The 15176-nt window shown below is 71.9% G+C and carries 17 protein-coding genes; 12 read left to right on the forward strand and 5 right to left on the reverse strand.

Translation table 11 applies throughout. The annotated features are described in order from the left end of the window. Positions 1 to 16: 16 nt before the first annotated feature. Genes WMF39_RS47090 through WMF39_RS47105 form a run of 4 tightly spaced genes read left to right on the forward strand, consistent with a single transcriptional unit; the run spans position 17 to position 3082 of the window. The gene (locus tag WMF39_RS47090; RefSeq protein WP_012241296.1) at positions 17 to 247 is read left to right on the forward strand and encodes a TIGR04563 family protein; all 231 of its coding nucleotides are present in this window, start codon (positions 17 to 19) and stop codon (positions 245 to 247) included. Between the two features lie 43 nt (positions 248 to 290). Further along, complete coding sequence (locus WMF39_RS47095; RefSeq protein WP_437742965.1) at positions 291 to 1355, forward strand: alpha/beta fold hydrolase; 1065 nt, start codon at positions 291 to 293, stop codon at positions 1353 to 1355. Next, complete coding sequence (locus WMF39_RS47100; protein ID WP_437742966.1) at positions 1352 to 2542, forward strand: hypothetical protein; 1191 nt, start codon at positions 1352 to 1354, stop codon at positions 2540 to 2542. The genes WMF39_RS47095 and WMF39_RS47100 overlap by 4 nt, the downstream gene beginning before the upstream one ends. Before the next feature lie 54 nt (positions 2543 to 2596). Further along, a complete protein-coding gene (locus WMF39_RS47105; RefSeq protein ID WP_437742967.1) occupies positions 2597 to 3082 on the forward strand; it encodes a YbjN domain-containing protein in 486 nt (161 codons plus the stop codon). Between the two features lie 42 nt (positions 3083 to 3124). Here the strand turns inward: WMF39_RS47105 and WMF39_RS47110 are convergent, their stop codons facing one another. After that, on the reverse strand, positions 3125 to 4411 hold the full coding sequence (locus WMF39_RS47110) for a formylglycine-generating enzyme family protein (protein WP_437742968.1): 1287 nt from the start codon (positions 4409 to 4411) through the stop codon (positions 3125 to 3127). Positions 4412 to 4485: 74 nt separating this feature from the next. On the opposite strand from WMF39_RS47110, the gene WMF39_RS47115 reads away from it, so the two are divergent. The 4 genes from WMF39_RS47115 (at position 4486) to WMF39_RS47130 (ending at position 6903) form a co-directional block, all read left to right on the forward strand. Next, complete coding sequence (locus tag WMF39_RS47115; protein ID WP_437742969.1) at positions 4486 to 4761, forward strand: hypothetical protein; 276 nt, start codon at positions 4486 to 4488, stop codon at positions 4759 to 4761. Positions 4762 to 4771: 10 nt separating this feature from the next. Next, positions 4772 to 5734 carry a prepilin peptidase gene (locus WMF39_RS47120; RefSeq protein ID WP_437748125.1) on the forward strand — a complete coding sequence of 321 codons (963 nt, stop codon included), beginning with the start codon at positions 4772 to 4774 and terminating at the stop codon, positions 5732 to 5734. After that, positions 5731 to 6090, forward strand: a complete 360-nt coding sequence (locus WMF39_RS47125) for a YXWGXW repeat-containing protein (protein ID WP_437742970.1) — start codon at positions 5731 to 5733, stop codon at positions 6088 to 6090. Before WMF39_RS47120 ends, WMF39_RS47125 begins: the two co-directional genes overlap by 4 nt. Before the next feature lie 117 nt (positions 6091 to 6207). Beyond that, complete coding sequence (locus tag WMF39_RS47130) at positions 6208 to 6903, forward strand: hypothetical protein (protein WP_437742971.1); 696 nt, start codon at positions 6208 to 6210, stop codon at positions 6901 to 6903. Between the two features lie 23 nt (positions 6904 to 6926). On the opposite strand, the gene WMF39_RS47135 is transcribed toward WMF39_RS47130, so the two are convergent. Further along, entirely contained in the window at positions 6927 to 8897 is a 1971-nt protein-coding gene (locus WMF39_RS47135) for a serine/threonine protein kinase (protein WP_437742972.1), read from the reverse strand. Positions 8898 to 9252: 355 nt separating this feature from the next. Here WMF39_RS47135 and WMF39_RS47140 point away from each other — a divergent pair, with 355 nt between their 5' ends. From WMF39_RS47140 to WMF39_RS47155, 4 genes are all read left to right on the forward strand, one after another. Then, complete coding sequence (locus WMF39_RS47140) at positions 9253 to 11031, forward strand: AMP-dependent synthetase/ligase (RefSeq protein ID WP_437742973.1); 1779 nt, start codon at positions 9253 to 9255, stop codon at positions 11029 to 11031. Between the two features lie 3 nt (positions 11032 to 11034). Next, the gene (locus WMF39_RS47145) at positions 11035 to 11748 is read left to right on the forward strand and encodes an HAD family hydrolase (protein ID WP_437742974.1); all 714 of its coding nucleotides are present in this window, start codon (positions 11035 to 11037) and stop codon (positions 11746 to 11748) included. Between the two features lie 302 nt (positions 11749 to 12050). Further along, a complete protein-coding gene (locus WMF39_RS47150) occupies positions 12051 to 12260 on the forward strand; it encodes a hypothetical protein (protein ID WP_437742975.1) in 210 nt (69 codons plus the stop codon). Positions 12261 to 12270: 10 nt separating this feature from the next. Further along, positions 12271 to 12582 carry a hypothetical protein gene (locus WMF39_RS47155; protein ID WP_437742976.1) on the forward strand — a complete coding sequence of 104 codons (312 nt, stop codon included), beginning with the start codon at positions 12271 to 12273 and terminating at the stop codon, positions 12580 to 12582. Positions 12583 to 12797: 215 nt separating this feature from the next. Here WMF39_RS47155 and WMF39_RS47160 read toward each other — a convergent pair whose 3' ends face one another. The 3 genes from WMF39_RS47160 to WMF39_RS47170 all read right to left on the reverse strand — a co-directional run bounded on the left by WMF39_RS47160 (position 12798) and on the right by WMF39_RS47170 (position 15138). Next, complete coding sequence (locus tag WMF39_RS47160; protein WP_437742977.1) at positions 12798 to 13208, reverse strand: hypothetical protein; 411 nt, start codon at positions 13206 to 13208, stop codon at positions 12798 to 12800. Between the two features lie 294 nt (positions 13209 to 13502). Then, positions 13503 to 13820, reverse strand: coding sequence for a YtxH domain-containing protein (locus WMF39_RS47165; RefSeq protein ID WP_437742978.1), 318 nt, complete (start codon positions 13818 to 13820; stop codon positions 13503 to 13505). Between the two features lie 190 nt (positions 13821 to 14010). Continuing rightward, on the reverse strand, positions 14011 to 15138 hold the full coding sequence (locus WMF39_RS47170) for a hypothetical protein (RefSeq protein WP_437742979.1): 1128 nt from the start codon (positions 15136 to 15138) through the stop codon (positions 14011 to 14013). Positions 15139 to 15176 lie beyond the last annotated feature (38 nt).

Genomic DNA, 15176 nt, shown 5'->3' on the forward strand with positions numbered 1-15176 from the left:
GGAGCCCCAAGAGCGTATGACCGACAAGGACACGCTGGCGAAAAACAACGAAGCCTCGAAGACGGACAAGCGGAAGCAGAGCCTCTACTTTCCGGAGTCGATGCTGCAGGAAATCAAGGAGGAAGCGGCGCGGCTCGATCGCTCGCTTTCTTGGGTTGTGCAGCGCGCGTGGAAGCTGGCGCGGATAGACATCAAAAAGCTTCCGAGTGTCAATGACGTGGCTGACGACGAGGACAGCGGCGACTAACATCGCCGCGAGCCTCGCGTAAAGCCGCGTCGCTCGGGGATCGATGGGTCGAGAGCTTTTCGCCGCCGGGAAGGACGGTACGCGGATTTACGTCCGCTACCGGGAAGGTCCCGGCGGCAGCGGAAGCTTGGCCAGCGGGGTCGGGGCGGGCTCGGGACGCCTCACCGCGGTGCTCTGTGACGGCATCGCGTGCGACGGCTTCATCTGGAAGTACCTCTGGGACGACCTGGCCCGTACGGTCAACGTCGCCCACTGGAACTATCGCGGCCACGGTCGCAGCAGCTTGCCTGGTGATCCGCAGGCGGTCGAGCTGCGCGATCACGCCAGCGATCTGGCTGCGGTGCGCGCGTCGATCGGCGATGGCCCCGTCGTGCTCTTCGGGCACTCGATGGGCTGCCAGGTCGTCCTGGAGCACCTGCGGACCCACCGCGAGGGGGTGCGCGGGCTCGTGCTGATCTGCGGCTCGTCCGGCAGGATCACGCACCATTTCAAGGGCACGGACGTGCTCGCGCAGCTCCTGCCGCGGCTGATCGAGCAGGTCGACGCGTACCCGCACATCGCGCGCGCGATCTGGAGTCGCGTGCCCGCGCCGATGGCGCTGCGGATCGCGCTGCTCACGCGGGAGGTCGACGCGAGCGCGGTCACGCCGGCGGATCTGCTGCCGTACATGCGGCACATGGTCGACATCGATTTCTCGATGTTCCTCCACATGCTGCGCAGCGCCGGCGAGCACTCGACGCTCGATCTTCTCCCGCAGATCGACGTGCCCGCGCTCGTGATCGCGGGCGATCGCGACACGTTCACCCCGCCTCGGCTCGCAGAGGAGATGGCGGCGGCGCTGCCGCGCGGAGAGCTGATGATGGTGAACGGCGGCACGCACGTCGTCCCGCTGGAGCGCAAGAAGATGGTCATCGAGCGCGTGGAGCAGTTCCTCCTGGAGCGCGTCATCGGCGGCGCGTCGCTCGGGGCGAGCGCGCGGGCGTCAGGCTCGCAGGCTGCGACGGATGACGGGCGCTCGCGGTCGCTGGCCGAGGAGGCGTCGTCGCAGCGTCTAGCCGAGGGCGGGTCCTCGCCGGACCATCCGCGCGGGCTCGCGAAGGACGGATGAGCCGGTGCGCGCGCTACCTGCGCGCCCCCGGATCGGCGCGCGGACCGCTGCGGCGCCTCGGCGGCGTGGGGGCGCCGCGCATGCTCGTCGCGGCGGCGCTGCTCGCGGTCTCGTGCGCGCGACCGTCGTCCGAGCGCAGCGACGGGTCCGTCGGCGCGATCGCTGCGCTCGTCGACGAGGAGAGCGCGCCTGCGATCGGCGCGCCCACGGCGCGCTCGCCGGCCGATGCGCGCCCGCCAGCCGATGCGCGCTCGCCGGCCGAGCAGCGCTCGCCTCCCGCGTCGAGCGCCTGGGCCGCGGGGGAAGCGCGCGTCGCGCGCGCCCTCCAGCGCTCTCCCCTGCGCGCGCTGCGGCTCACGGGCAAGGTGGCCGACGGCCGGTTCGAGGCGACGCTCTCGCTGGCCGCACCCGCGGAAGGAGCGGCCCCGCGCGAGGTGAAGGTGAAGCTCGCGCCGGCGCAGAAGAAGGCCCCGCTCGCGTTCCGGCGCCCGCTCGCGTTCTACCGCATGGCGAGGGCGCTCGGCGCGCATGTCGTGCCCGCGGCAGCGGCGCGACGCATCGGCATCGGCGAGCTCGCGGCGCTCCTCGGCCGAGAGCCGAACGCACGCAAGCTGCTGCGTCGCCTCGCCGTCATGAACGACGGGACGGTCGACGCGCTGGTCCTCGCGCCCGCTCCCGGTCCGCCCGGCCCGCGCTGGCTCTCGCCTCGCCGGCGGCCCGTACGCTTCGACGACGCGCCCGAGCTCGACGTGTGGGCGCGCTGGGCTCGGTCGCCGTCGCCTGTCCGCGGCGAGCGCGCGGTCATCCTCCGCGACTACCTGGAGGTGCTGGTGCTCGATTACCTGGCGGGCAACGGGCTCCGGAAGGAGATCGTCATCGACGTGCACGCGGGAGCGCTCAGCCTGGAGGCCAACGCGAGCGCCTTCCCGCTGCACGTGAAGGCGCACGAGCTCGATCGGCAGCTCGAGCGCCTCGTGGAAGCGGTGCGGTTCCCCCGGGCCCTCCGCGATGCGCTCGCGCGCTTCGGCCCCGAGGAGGCCGCCGCGGCGCTGCGCCCCGGCGGCATCGAGGAGGAGCTGGTGCCGCCGCGCGCGCTCGTCGAGCTCGAGGAGCGGAGGCAAGCGCTGCTCAGCCTGATCGCGGCGAAGCTCGCCGACCGGGGAGAGGACGCCGTCCTCAGCCTCTAGCGCCCCTCGCCTTCGTCGCTTGCCCCTGCGAGGGGGCTTCCAGCGCGCCGCATCTTGATCTCCGGCGGCGGCAGGGCGATCACGTCACCCGTGATCGACGTGGAGACCCTGCAGCGCTGGACGGACGAGATCGGCTACAGCGCCGAGCTGACGAAGCCGTCGACCCTGCGCATCCGTCCGCGCGAGGAAGGGGTCGTCGAGCTCCCTCCGTTCTACGTCCAGTGCACCGAGAACTGGGTCGTGCTCTCGATGTTCGGCGTGCTCGATCTGCTCGACGCGCGATGCGACGCCCAGGGCGGCGCTGCGATGCCGACCCTGGCCGAGGACACCGGCCAGGTGCTCGGCTTGCTCCGTCATCTGCTCGAGGCCAACCGCGACATGCGCGTCGCCAAGTTCGCCCTCGATGATCGGAACGAGATCCTGCTGTGCGCCGAGCTGCCCACCGAGTCGCTCGACCGCTCGGAGTTCGTCGACGCGGTCGAGCGGATCATCGAATACGGCACGACCTACCAGCACACCCTGCTTGGCGCCGACACCTGAGGCGCCGGGGCGCGTCGATGTCCGGTCCGCGCCGCGGCGGGGTCACTTCTGCGTGATCACCACGCGGTTGTCGTCCCGGTAGGTGATGTTGCCGGACTCGCCGCGGCAGTCCCAGCAGGTCGCCCACGCGAGCCGTCGCCGCACGTAGCCGTTGAACCCGAGCGCGAGCGGCCCCGGATCGTCCTTGAGCAGCAGCGACGACGCGATGCGGTAGCGGTCTCCAGGGAGCTTCAGGAACGCGACGATGAACGCGTCGTCGTCGGCCTTTCCCGTCACGACGAGCACCTCCTCGCCCGGGACCGGGTTCCAGAGCAGCGGAGACGTCGTGAGCGTGGTGTTCGGGGGCGGGCCCGCCTCGGGCTGGCTCGCCGGAGCGCCGCTCGGCGAGAGCCGCGTCCGGCCCCGGCTGAGCACGGCGTTCGCGTCGTCGGGCTCCTTGAAGAAGGAGATCTGCCCGCCGAGGTCGCGCAGCTGCGGCACCGACGCGAGCAGCTCTGCGACCTGCTGCGGCCCGATCTCCGCGCGCCGGAACGTCTGCTGCCACTGCGGCGACGGGATCGACGCCGCGTTCGGCGCCCCGTGGCAGCACCGGAAGCCGATGTCGTCGCCCGTCACCGCCGGATCGACCGCCGCGCGGCGCGCGCACCGGTGATCCACGGCGCTCGCGCTCGCCGTGGCCCCGCGCACGGCGGCGGCCTTGGGCTGGAGGTTCTCGATCGGCGCGATGTCGCTCGCGGTCCACTCGCGCAGCGCAGCGCCCATCCCGACGACGCCGAACCCGGATGCGCACGACGCGGGCGCCTTGGCGCACGCCGGGTCCCACGCCGCGCCGCCCGCGTAGGGCGTCCCCTCGGGGCCCTTGCAGGCGCGCTCCCACTCGAGCTCGGTGCACAGCCTCCCGCCGGCCTGCTGGCAGAGCTCCGAGGCGCGCGCCCGCGTCACCCCGGTGAGCGGAGCCTGCGCAGGATCGTTCGGGTACAGGGCGCGATCGACGGTGAAGCCGCCCAGCTCGACGTCGAGCAACGCCGGCTCGAGCGTCGGATCGCGCCCCTTGTCCCCGGGCGTGCTGCCCGCGACGAGCTTTCCAGCAGGGATCTCGATCCGCGCGGGCCCGGCCGCCGCGGCGCCGGCCCGCGGCGTCGCGCTCGCGGCGGGCGACTCGTTCTCGGCCGCCTCGAGCACCTTCCCCTGGGGCGCGGGCGCCTGGGGGGCGCCTCCGTCCGCGCGCTTCTCCCCGGGCTCTCGCTGCTCGGCGCGGCTGCAGCCGGCCCCTCCGGCGATGCCGGCGGCCAGCAGGATCAGGGCAACGGCAGGCGTCCTCGTCGGCACGGTTCCTCGTGAGCGCCTCGCCTTATGTCGCAGGACCCCTCGCCCGTCAAAGTGCCCGCGCTATGCTGGCCGGGATGGGGCAGGGCGTGAGCGGCGCACCGGATCCGATGGCCTCGCAGATGGCGCAGCTCCTCGCTGGCAGCGATCTCGACGAGCTGCGCGAGGTCGTGAGGCGGTGGGTCGCCGAGGCGCCGACCGAGGGTGTGCGCCGTCACTACCAGGAGCTCGGCGGCCGCCTCGTCGACCTCAAGGCGGCGCTCGCCGAGAACCCCGTGCAACCCACGATCGCGGAGCTCGAGCAGGCGCTCACGATGATGCTCCGGCTCGCCGCGTCGAGCCCGAGGACGTGAGCCCCAGGTGATGCTCGCCGATTTCTCTCCGTGGTTCCTGCGCGCCTTCGGGCTCTGCTTCGGCCTGCTCTGGGGCAGCTTCCTCAACGTCGTCATCCATCGCGTCCCGCGCGAGCTCAGCGTCGTCCGTCCGGGCTCGTGCTGCCCGGCGTGCGGCGCGCCGATCCGCGCCTACGACAACATCCCCGTCCTCAGCTACCTGCTGCTGCGCGGCCGCGCTCGCTGCTGCGGTGCGCCCGTGTCACCTCGGTATCCCCTGGTGGAGGCGGCGGGCGGTTTGCTCTCGCTCGCGATCATCGAGGTCATCCTCCTCCGGCTCCCCGGGACGACGCCGGCCCTCCACGCGCTCGCCACGTACACCGCCGACCTGGCGCTCGCGCTCGGGCTGCTCGCGGCGACGTTCATCGACCTCGAGCACATGTTCATCCCCGACTCGATCACCATCGGCGGCGCGGTGCTCGGCGTCGCGACCGCGTCGCTGCGGTCGATGGGCTTCGTCGACGCCCTCGTCGGCGCGGCGGTCGGCTTCGGCATCGTCTGGCTCCCGTTCGTCGTGATCTACCCGCGGATCCGCGGCGGCCGCGTCGGCATGGGCCTCGGCGACGCCAAGCTCCTCATGCTGGCGGGCGCGTGGTTCGGCTGGGGGGGCGCCCTGTTCGTGCTCGGCGCCGGCGCCATCCAGGGATCGATCATGGCGATCGCCATGCTGCTCCTGCGCGGGAGCATCGAGGAGCCCGAGGCGGTGCGCCTCGAGCGGGAGCAGATCCGCGTCGAGCTCGCGGCCATGTCCCCCGAGGAGCGGGCCGCCGCCGAGGAAGAGCTTGCGCAAGATCCGCTCGCGGAGGAGCCTCGCGAAGGGTTCGGCCAGGCCCGCATCGCGTTCGGCCCGTTCCTCGCGCTCGCGACGCTGGAGTGCCTGCTCGTCGGCCGCGACGTCCTGGACGCGTATCTCTCCTGGATCGACGCAGGATGAACGCCGCTCTGCGCCGCGCGCTCGGGATCTCGCTCGCGTCGCTCCTCGTGCTCGCGGGCTGCGGCAGCTCGCTCCCGCTGCCTCCGACCGGCCCGCACCTGCCGAGCGAGGCGACGGTGGTCGTGCCGTACCCTCCGCCGCCTGCGCGGGTCGAGATCATCTCGCCGTCCGAGCGGCCGGGCGACGTGTGGATCGACGGCGAGTGGCAGTGGCGGAGCCGCCGCTGGGCGTGGCAGCAGGGACGATGGGAGCCCGTCCCGCCGGGCGCGTACTTCGCGCCTGCCACCACCGTGCGCCGCGCAGACGGATCCCTGGTGTGGTTCGCCGGCGTGTGGCACCTCCCCGGCAAGAAGTGATCGACACCGCGTCCGAGCGATGGGAATTCACCCCGTGCCGAGGTGCCCGCCGCCCGATCGGCATCGGCGAGCCAGCTCGGCGTGCCATCCCCTGCACGGATCGATGAGCCTTGCCCCATGATGCTTGCCTGGTCGTTCGCAGCGCGCACACCCGACGAAATCGCCCGACTCCTCCGCGCCCTCGGCAAGCACCGGTACGTGCGCGAGGTCGATCATCGGCTCCACTGGTCCGTCGATCACGCCCTGGCCGAGCTGCCGGAGTTCGCGCCGCACGCGTCGGCCTTCCAAGCGCGCCTCCGGAAGGAGCGCGCGCTCGATCTCGGCTCGCGCGACCCTTCGCTGTGGCGCGAGGCGAAGACCGAGGACGTGATCGCGGCCCTCACGGCGTTCTGGACGCCGGATGACGCGGCGCTGCGCTACCGGAGCCGCCTGATCGAGGCGCTCGCGCGGACGGGCCTCCCCGAGGCCACGCACGCCCCCTTCGCGTCGGCCCCGAACGAGCCCCCGCACCCGGAGCTCGTGATGCTCGACTGGGAGCTCTACCCCGTCGACGAGCTCGACGCCGACCGGCACGCCGGCGCGCTGGCCGCCATGGAAGAGGCCGAGGAGGCGGTCAACGCGTCGGCGCCGATCTACAACGAAGGGCCCGTCGTGGCGGCGCCGGAGCTCTGCGAGGGAGCGCCCAACGGGGTGCTCGCGGACGATTTCCTCGTGTGGTCGGACGGGCCTTACAGCTACTCCGACTACGTGTTCCGCGGCGTCGCCAAGGCGGCGAAGCTCGTCGAGCCGCCGATCGGTTACCAGGATCTGTAACGGCCGCCCGCGGGCCCCGCGCGTCAGTAGGGATCGGGCTTCGGCGGCGGGACGATGGGATCCGCCTCGGCGGGGGGCTTGACGATCTTCGGGGTCGCCGTGGCCGCGGGGGCCGGCCCTCGCTGCGCGTGGGAGAGCGTCACCTCGAGCTCGATGTCCCGGTCGAACACGAGCATCCGTCGTTGCGCGGCGTGGCCTGGCGCGGAGACCTCGATCCGGTGCGCCGCGCCGTCCTTGATGAGCTTGCCGTCGAACGGGTTCGAGGGGAGCTCCACCCCGTCGACGAAGATCTTCGCGCTGGCGGGGCTCGCCTTGATCGATGCGCGGAGGAGCGACGCGTCGGTCTGCTCGCGTGGAGCGCTGCTCGCGGCGGATGGCGGGGAGGGCTCCGGCGCGGGCAGCGCGCTCTGGGCCGGCGGCGGGGCCACGCGGAGGCTCTGCGGGACCGGATCGCGCAGCTTCAGGTACAGCGTCGCGGCGCCGACCAGCGCGATGACCGCTGCGAACGCGACGAGCGGCAACCGGGAGCGCCGCGGCGCCGGCGCGGGCTGAACGGCCGTGGCCGGCTCGGTCCGCACGACGGCGTGGAGCGTCGCCTGCGGGGGGCTCGAGCGGTGGAGGGCGCGCGTGGGCGCCGACGGCGACGAGCCCGTGGTCGCGCCCTCCTCCTGCGCGGGAGGATCCGAGTCGAGCGGCTCGCGCCCTGGCAGCGACGGCAGCCTCGGCGCGCGGCCGGCGAGCCCCGCGCTCCCCGCCTCCGCGCCGTGCTCCTGCAGCTGCTTGAGCTGGCGATCGATGATCGCCCGGATCTCGGACCGCTCGCCGGTGAACAGCTCGCGCATGAGCGCGCCGAGCTGCTCGGCTGTCACCTGCTCTTCCAGGCGTTCCGTGTAGCGAGCGAGCTCCGCGCGAAAGGCGGCGGCCGTCGAATAGCGCTGGTCGGGCGAGTGCGCGAGCGCCTTGGCGCAGATGCGCGCGAGCTCGACGGGCACCTCGGGGCGCGCGGACCGCAGGTCCGGGATGTCCCGCATCAGGCGCGAGATGATCTGCGGATCCGACAGCCCACGCCAGAGGCGGCGGCCGGCGAGCATCTCCCAGAGGATGACGCCGGCCGAGAAGACGTCCGCGCGCCGATCGATCTGGGAAGAGTGCGAGAACGCCTGCTCCGGCGCCATGTACGCGACCTTGCCCTTCATCGTGCCGGTCTGCGTCTCGACGAGGCGGTGCGCGGCGAGCGCGATCCCGAAGTCGACGATCTTCACCTGCCCGTCGTAGGTGACGAAGATGTTGTGGGGGCTGATGTCGCGGTGAACGACGTTGAGCGGCGTCCCGTCGTAGTCGACGAGCTCGTGGGCGTAGTGGAGGCCGGCCAGCACCTCGCTGAGGATCCAGAACTGGATGGCGAACGGGATCGCCCGGGCTTGCTCTCGCGCGCGGGAGATCACCCGGCTCAGCGGCTGCCCGTCGAGGTACTCCATGGCGATGAAGTACTCGCCGTCCGCGAGGCCGACCTCGTTGGTCTGCACCACGTTGCGGTGGTTCAGGCGGGCGGCGAGGCGGGCCTCGTCGAGCAGCATGTCCCGGAACTCGGGCTCGTCGGCGATGTTGGGCCGGAGGCGCTTGATGACCTGCAGCTTGCTGAAGCCCGCCGGCCCCACCGCGACCGCCAGGTGCACGTCCGCCATGCCCCCGTGCCCGAGCGTCGCGATGAACCGGTATTTTCCGAAGCTCCGCGCGTGCCGATCCGAGGGCGACGCCTGCGCGTCCGGCGGCGCGTCCCGGCCGACCGTGGTCGTGGCGTCGCGATCCGGGCGCCGCACCTGGACGGTGGGCGGGGGCTCGGGCGCGGGGACGAGCCCCTGCCTGGAGACCAGGGTCCCGCCGTCGATCGCTGCCCGCACGCGCTCCGGCGGGCCCGAGGCGGCGAGCTCGTTGCTGCGGGCGGAGTCCGCCGCCCAGTCAGCCTCCTCGATCGTCCCTTTGCGCTCGCCCACCGCCGAATGGTCCTGATCCAAAGACGTGCAGTCAAGCTGACGACAGCGCGGGCCAGCGTTTGCGCGGCAGCGGGCGGAGGACGAGCGGCTCGCCCGTGACGGCGAGCCGGCGTCCCGCCCGTAACCGCAGCGAGGACCGCCGCGCGCTCGGCCTGCTCCAGCGCGCGATCCGCCGAGCGTGCGCTCGGAGCGCCGCCGGACAGAAGCGCCCGGCGGGAACGTTTCACGCTCAGAACGCCGCGGCGTCTGCTGCTACTGTGCGGGACGCCACGCCCCCAGGCGGTCCCGGACCCCGGGCGGGTGCAGGAAAATTCGCCTGTGATTGCGCACGTTTGCCCCTGAACGAGGTAGCCCGATGCCCTGTGACTCGATACCGCGGCGCCTGCTAGGCCAGGCGAAGGCGCGTCCCGAGGCTCCTGCCCACTACGTCAAGGAGGGGGGCTTCTGGAGGATGACCAGCTTCCGGGAGTACGCGGGCGAGGCGCGGCGCGCCGGCAAGGCGCTCCTCGCGCTCGGCCTCGAGCCCGGCGCCACGGTCAGCCTCCTCGGCTTCAACCGGCCCGAGTGGGTGGTGCTCCACGTGGCTTGCATGGCGATCGGAGGCGCTCCCGCGGGCATCTACACGACGTGCTCGCCCGAGGAGGTGCGCCACGTCGTGCGCCATGCGGGGTCGCAGGTGGTGCTGGTCGAGGACAGGGCCCAGCTGGAGAAGGTGCTGAGCCAGTGGAATCGGCTGCCGCGGCTCTCGTGGGTGGTGCTGATGCGGGGCGCGGAGCCCGCGGGCGATCCGCGGATCCTGGCCTGGGATGAGTTCCTCGCGCGGGGCGACCGCGTCTCGGACGCGCTGCTCGAGCAGCGGCTCGACGCGCTCGAGCCGAACGGCCTCGCGACGCTGCTCTACACCTCCGGGACGGTGGGGCCGCCGAAGGGCGTCATGCTGAGCCATGAGAACCTCACGCGCTCGGCGGACATGGCGGCGCGCCTCATCCCGTGCTCGTCCCGGGACATCGCGCTCTCCTACCTGCCTCTTTCGCACGTCGCCGAGCAGATGTTCACGATCCACATCCCGGCCTCGGTCGGCGCGGCCGTGTACTTCGCCGAGTCGATGGCGGCGCTCGCCGACAACCTCAAGGAGGTGCGGCCTACCGCCTTCTTCGGGGTCCCGCGCGTCTGGGAGAAGCTGAGGGACGGGATCGACGCGAAGCTCTCCGGCGCGAGGGGGTTGCAGAAAATCATGCTCGATCAGGCGAGGCGCGTCGGGCTCCAGCACAGCGAGCTCCGCGCCCGAGGCGAGCAGCCGGGGCCGCTGCTCGCGCTGCAGCACCGCGCCTTCGACACGCTGGTCTACGCGAAGGTGAAGGCGGCCGTGGGGCTCGGCCGGGCGCACGCGTTCAGCAGCGGCGCGGCCCCCATCGCGAAGGAGGTCCTCGATTTCTTCGCGTCGCTCGACATCCTGATCACCGAGGTCTACGGCCAGTCCGAGGTGACCGGCGCGACGAGCTACAACCTGCCGGGCAGGACGAAGCTCGGCTCCGTGGGGCCGTCGGTGCCAGGCATGGACGTGAAGATCGCGGACGACGGCGAGATCCTCGTGAAGGGGCCGACCGTGTTCCTCGGCTACTACAAGGATCCCGAGGCGACCGCGCAGGCCCTGGTCGACGGCTGGCTCCATTCGGGGGATCTCGGCCGATTCGACGAGGAAGGGTTCCTCCACATCACCGGGCGGAAGAAGGAGATCCTCATCACGGCCGGCGGAAAGAACATCTCGCCCAAGAACATCGAGGAGGCGCTCAAGCGCCACGACCTCATCGCCGAGGCGGTGGTCGTCGGCGATGGGCGCAAGTTCCTCACGGCCCTGCTCGTGCTGGCCCCCGACGCGGTGAAGCGCCTCTCGGCCGAGCGCGGGCTCGGCCGCGAGCTCTCGCACGCGTCGCCCGAGATCAGGGAGGCCGTGCAGCGGGCCGTCGACGAGGTGAACGGCGAGCTCGCGCAGGTCGAGACGATCAAGAAGTTCTCGATCCTGCCGCGCGGCTTCACCATCGAGGACGGCGAGCTGACGCCGACGCTCAAGATCAAGCGGCGCAATGTGAGCCAGAATTTTGCGCGCGAGATCGAGGCGATGTACGCCGAGTAATTCATGCGCAACGAGCCTGCTACAGCCGTCTCCTTCGACTTCGGCCAGACCCTGGTGGAGCTCGACACGGGGCTGCTCTCCGCCCGCCTCGCCGAGCGGGGGATCGCCGCGCCTCGGGAGCGGCTGGACGGGGCGGTGGACGAGGGCTGGCGCGCGTACAACGAGGCGATCCAGCGCGGGCTCGGCGGCCACCCGTGGAAGATCATGATGCGCCGCCTGCTCGAGGCGGGCGGCGTCGAGGCCAGCGCGCTCGACGCGGCGGTCGACTGGCTCTGGACGGAGCAGCCCCGGAAGAACCTCTGGCGCCGGCCGATCGCGGGGATGATCGACGTCGTGATCGAGCTCCGGCAGGCCGGCGTGCCGGTCGCGGTGCTGTCGAACTCGGAGGGCCGGCTCGAGGAGCTGATCGAAGAGCTCGGCTGGTCGGCGCACTTCGTGGCGGTGGCGGACTCGGGGCGGCTCGGGTTCGAGAAGCCGGGCAGGGAGATCTTCGCATGGACGGCCGAGCGCCTCGGTGCGCCGCTCGCCGCGGTGGTCCACGTCGGCGATTCCTTCGCCGCCGACGTCGGCGGCGCCCTCGCGGCAGGGATGCGGGCCGTCTGGTTCAAGGGGGACCCGACGCGGGCTGCGGAGGTGTCCCAGGCCGAGCGGGTGGCGGTGTGCGACGGCGCGGAGACGCTGCGCCGCGCGCTCCGGGCGTTCGGCGTCCGCTTCTAGCGCGTGCGCTGCGCCGCGCGCCGTCGTGCGGTCAGCGATCTCCATGAGCCCGTCACCTGGCGAGCGCGGCCCGCAAGCGCGGCGCTCGCGCGCGAGGTCGCGAGGTCCACACGCGCGTCGCGCGCTCGCCCTTCCGTCCGTGAGCACGAACGTCCCGGAAGGCGCTCCGCCCCGCGCTCGTCGCGCGCGCTTCTCCGCTGGCTCTCCTCGTCCTGCTGCCCCGCGCCGGTGGGTCGGTCTCCGGATCGTGCAGCCGATGCACGTCGCGCGGTGGTTCGGGCATTGCTGGAGACCGGTTCACGATGATCGCCAACGATGCAGACATCGAACAAGAGTCCGGACGCCGGGAGCGGCGAGCGAACATTCCCGCCGCCGTCCCTCGCCTCTTCGGCGAGGTCCGCCGCGCGGACGAGCGGCTCGTCTCGCTCGTGCAAGAGCGCCCTGTGGCCACGCTCCTCGCGGTGGCCGCCGTGGGCTACCTGATCGGGCGGGTCGTTACACGGTTGAGTTGAGGAGGTCATCATGACGGCACGCGAGGTCGAGGTCGAACGGGAGCGCGACGCGCGAGAGGTGGTGAACGACGCGCTCAGCCGGCTCGACGCGGCGGAGGTCACGCGGGCGGTCTCGGCGTTCGCGCGGGACAACCCGCACGTGGCGATCGCAGCGGCGGCTGGGCTGGGGTTCCTGCTCGGCGGGGGCCTGACGCCGCGCGTGCTCAGCAGGCTCGGGTCGCTCGCGACGCGCAGCTACGTCAAGAGCGCGCTGGCCCAGGCGGTCGAGCTCGTCCTCGATGAGCAGACGCGGTCCCAGAGCCATCCCGGCTCGTCGCCGTGATCCAGCAGGCACCTGCTGCGCGTTACCTTGGTTGAAGGTGGGGTCGTTTGAACCGCCAAGGACGCCAAGATTGTTGAGGTTTTTCTAGGCGCCCTTGGCGGATTGGCGGTTTCACCACAGGCGCGTCCCGGCCGCGTCCGCACGTGGATCGCGGCTCGATCGTTGCTCGTTCGCAAGATCGCTGGGCCACGCCACGCCGGGCGCAGGGTCCTCCTTCAGGTCCTGCGGCTGCAGGTCTTGCGGATGCGGCGACCGCCGCTCTCGCTCAGCACCTCTTCAACGCTGCGGGAAACGTCGGGCAAGCACCGCACGGAGAGCAACGCGCCGCCGCCGGCGCTGCCGTCGTCGAGCCGGCGCGCCTCGTACTCGGGCAGGCGCGCGCCGAGGACGGCGCCGAGCAGGGTGCCGGCAGCGCCAGCGGCGCCCGCTCCCGCGAGGCACGCGACGATGGGCCCCGCCAGGAACGCGTCGAGCCGCGGAATGATCAGCGCGCCTCCTGCCATGATCGCCGCGAGCGTGCCCCCGACGAGCCCTCCGATCACAGCGCCCAGGGCGGCCCCTTCGGACGCCTTGCTGTGGATCGTGAGCTCGATCTCGTCCAGACGGGAGTGCTGCCTGGGCACCATGCTGATGTCCTCGGCCGCGACGCCCAAGGCGAGGAGGCGGCCAAGTGCGCCCGCGGCTTCCGTGCGACCTGGGAAGAATGCAGTGAGCGTCCGGTAATACATCATTCGACGAGTGCCCCTGTGCCGCGGTTCGCGAGGTGTCTCGTTCAATCCATCTGCTCTCGGAAAAGCATCGCTTGTGCCGCTCCGGCTGCGCAGATGTCGCTCGGCTGCTGGAGCACATCCCGGGAAATGATGGAAGGCGCCGCTCCGCGCGTGGGCGGTGCGGCGCCTTCGCGCCCCCCTGGAGCTCGCTCAGCGGGCGCCGAGCTCGTTGGAGTACGAGCCGGTGCTCTCCTGGAGCTTCTCCTGGATCTGGTCCTGGGTCCGCTGCGCAGCGCCCAGGGCGCGCTCCTTGGCCCTCTCCGCGCGCTCGCGCAGCCGGCTCGTGCTGTCGCGCAGCCGGCGGCGAGCCTCGTCACCTGACGTCGGCGCGACCAGGACGCCAACCCCGACGCCCATGGCGACGCCGAGGCCGAGCCCGACCGACAGGGGAACGATCCAATCGAGTGAGCTCCTTCTCCTGTAGGGGAACATGTCGGCCATGTAATTGACGAGATCGTTTGCCTTCATTGTGGCTCCGTCGGTTCGTATCGCGTGGGGGCGCGTAACGCGTATCCCTCAGCGTGGATTCACGTGGCTGGAACAGTGACCGGCGGGACGTGAGGCAGCGCGCATGCCAAGGGCATATTGCGCACGGAGGGGGCAGGGCAGGGGGCTGCCCTGCCCCGAGGAGCGATCGCGGCGGAGGAGCGCCGCGGCGTTACCGGCAGAAGCCGTCGATGCAGATCTTGCCTTCGCTGCAGGGCGTCTCGGGATCGCAGTCGCCGCCGAGGTTGTCGCTCGACCCGCAGACCTGGTGCTCGCCGGAGAACGTCGCCACCGTCCTGCACTCGCTCAGCGAGGGCGGCTGGTTGTCGCAGGCGTTCGGGTTCGGCTGGTCGCACGAGATGTAGCAGCTGTGATGCAGACAGATCGACCCCGGCGCGCAGACGTCCTGCGCTCCATCCTCGCCGCACACGAAGTTGCTCGACTGATTCGGGATGCAGCCGTTCTCGACCCAGACGTCGCCCTCGGGGCAGGCGGCGCCGTCGCTCCTCGGAACACAGGCGCCGTCGACGCAGACGGCGGAGGGGCCGCCGCAGTCGTCGGTGATGACGCAGGGCTGCGCAGGGCGGGAGCAGATGCCGAGGGTGGCGTCGCAACGGTAGCTGCTGGGGCAGTCCGCGTCCTCGCTGCAGGCGGGCGTGCATTTGCCCTCGACGCACTTGTTGTTGACCGGACACTGCGTCTGATCGAAGCACTGGTCCTGAGGCGCGGTGCAGATGCCGCTGACGCAGAGGTAGTCCGCGCCGAGGCGGGCGCAGTCGGCGTCGGCGCCGCACGCGGCCGGGGTCGCCGGCACGCAGGTCGCATCGGCCTCGTCGCCCTCGCAGACATAGCCGTGGATGCAGCCGAGCGGCTCGCCGCTCGGAAGGACCTGATCGCAGCTGCCGGGCTGACACGTGCCATCCGGCGCGCAGGTCTCGCCATCGGCGCAGTCGTCCGGGTTGCCGCAGTACACGACGCCGCCGGGGGCCCCGCCGCTGCCCCCCTCCCCGGAGGAGCCGCTCGCGACGCAGGCGGCGGTGTGGTCGTCGGCGATGACGCACTCGAAGCCCCGGCTACACCCCCAGGTCGTGCAGTCGCCGATGTGGCATTTGTTGTCTTCGCCACAGGTCTCGTTGATCCAGCAGTCGGCTGGCCCGTCACAGCCGCTCGGGATGCCAGGCGTGCAGTCCTCGACGACTGCATCACAGAAGGGGCTGTCGGCGTCGTCGTCGTAGATGGGGCAACCCGCGAGGAGGGGCGCCAGCACGCTCGCGAGACCCAGCAGAGTAAGTCGCTTCATTCACCGTCTCCCGAAAGCATTCGGCCGCCCGGCGTCGA

It is taken from the genome of Sorangium sp. So ce1504 (assembly GCF_051521635.1).
Classification (GTDB): Bacteria; Myxococcota_A; Polyangia; order Polyangiales; family Polyangiaceae; genus Sorangium; species Sorangium cellulosum_B.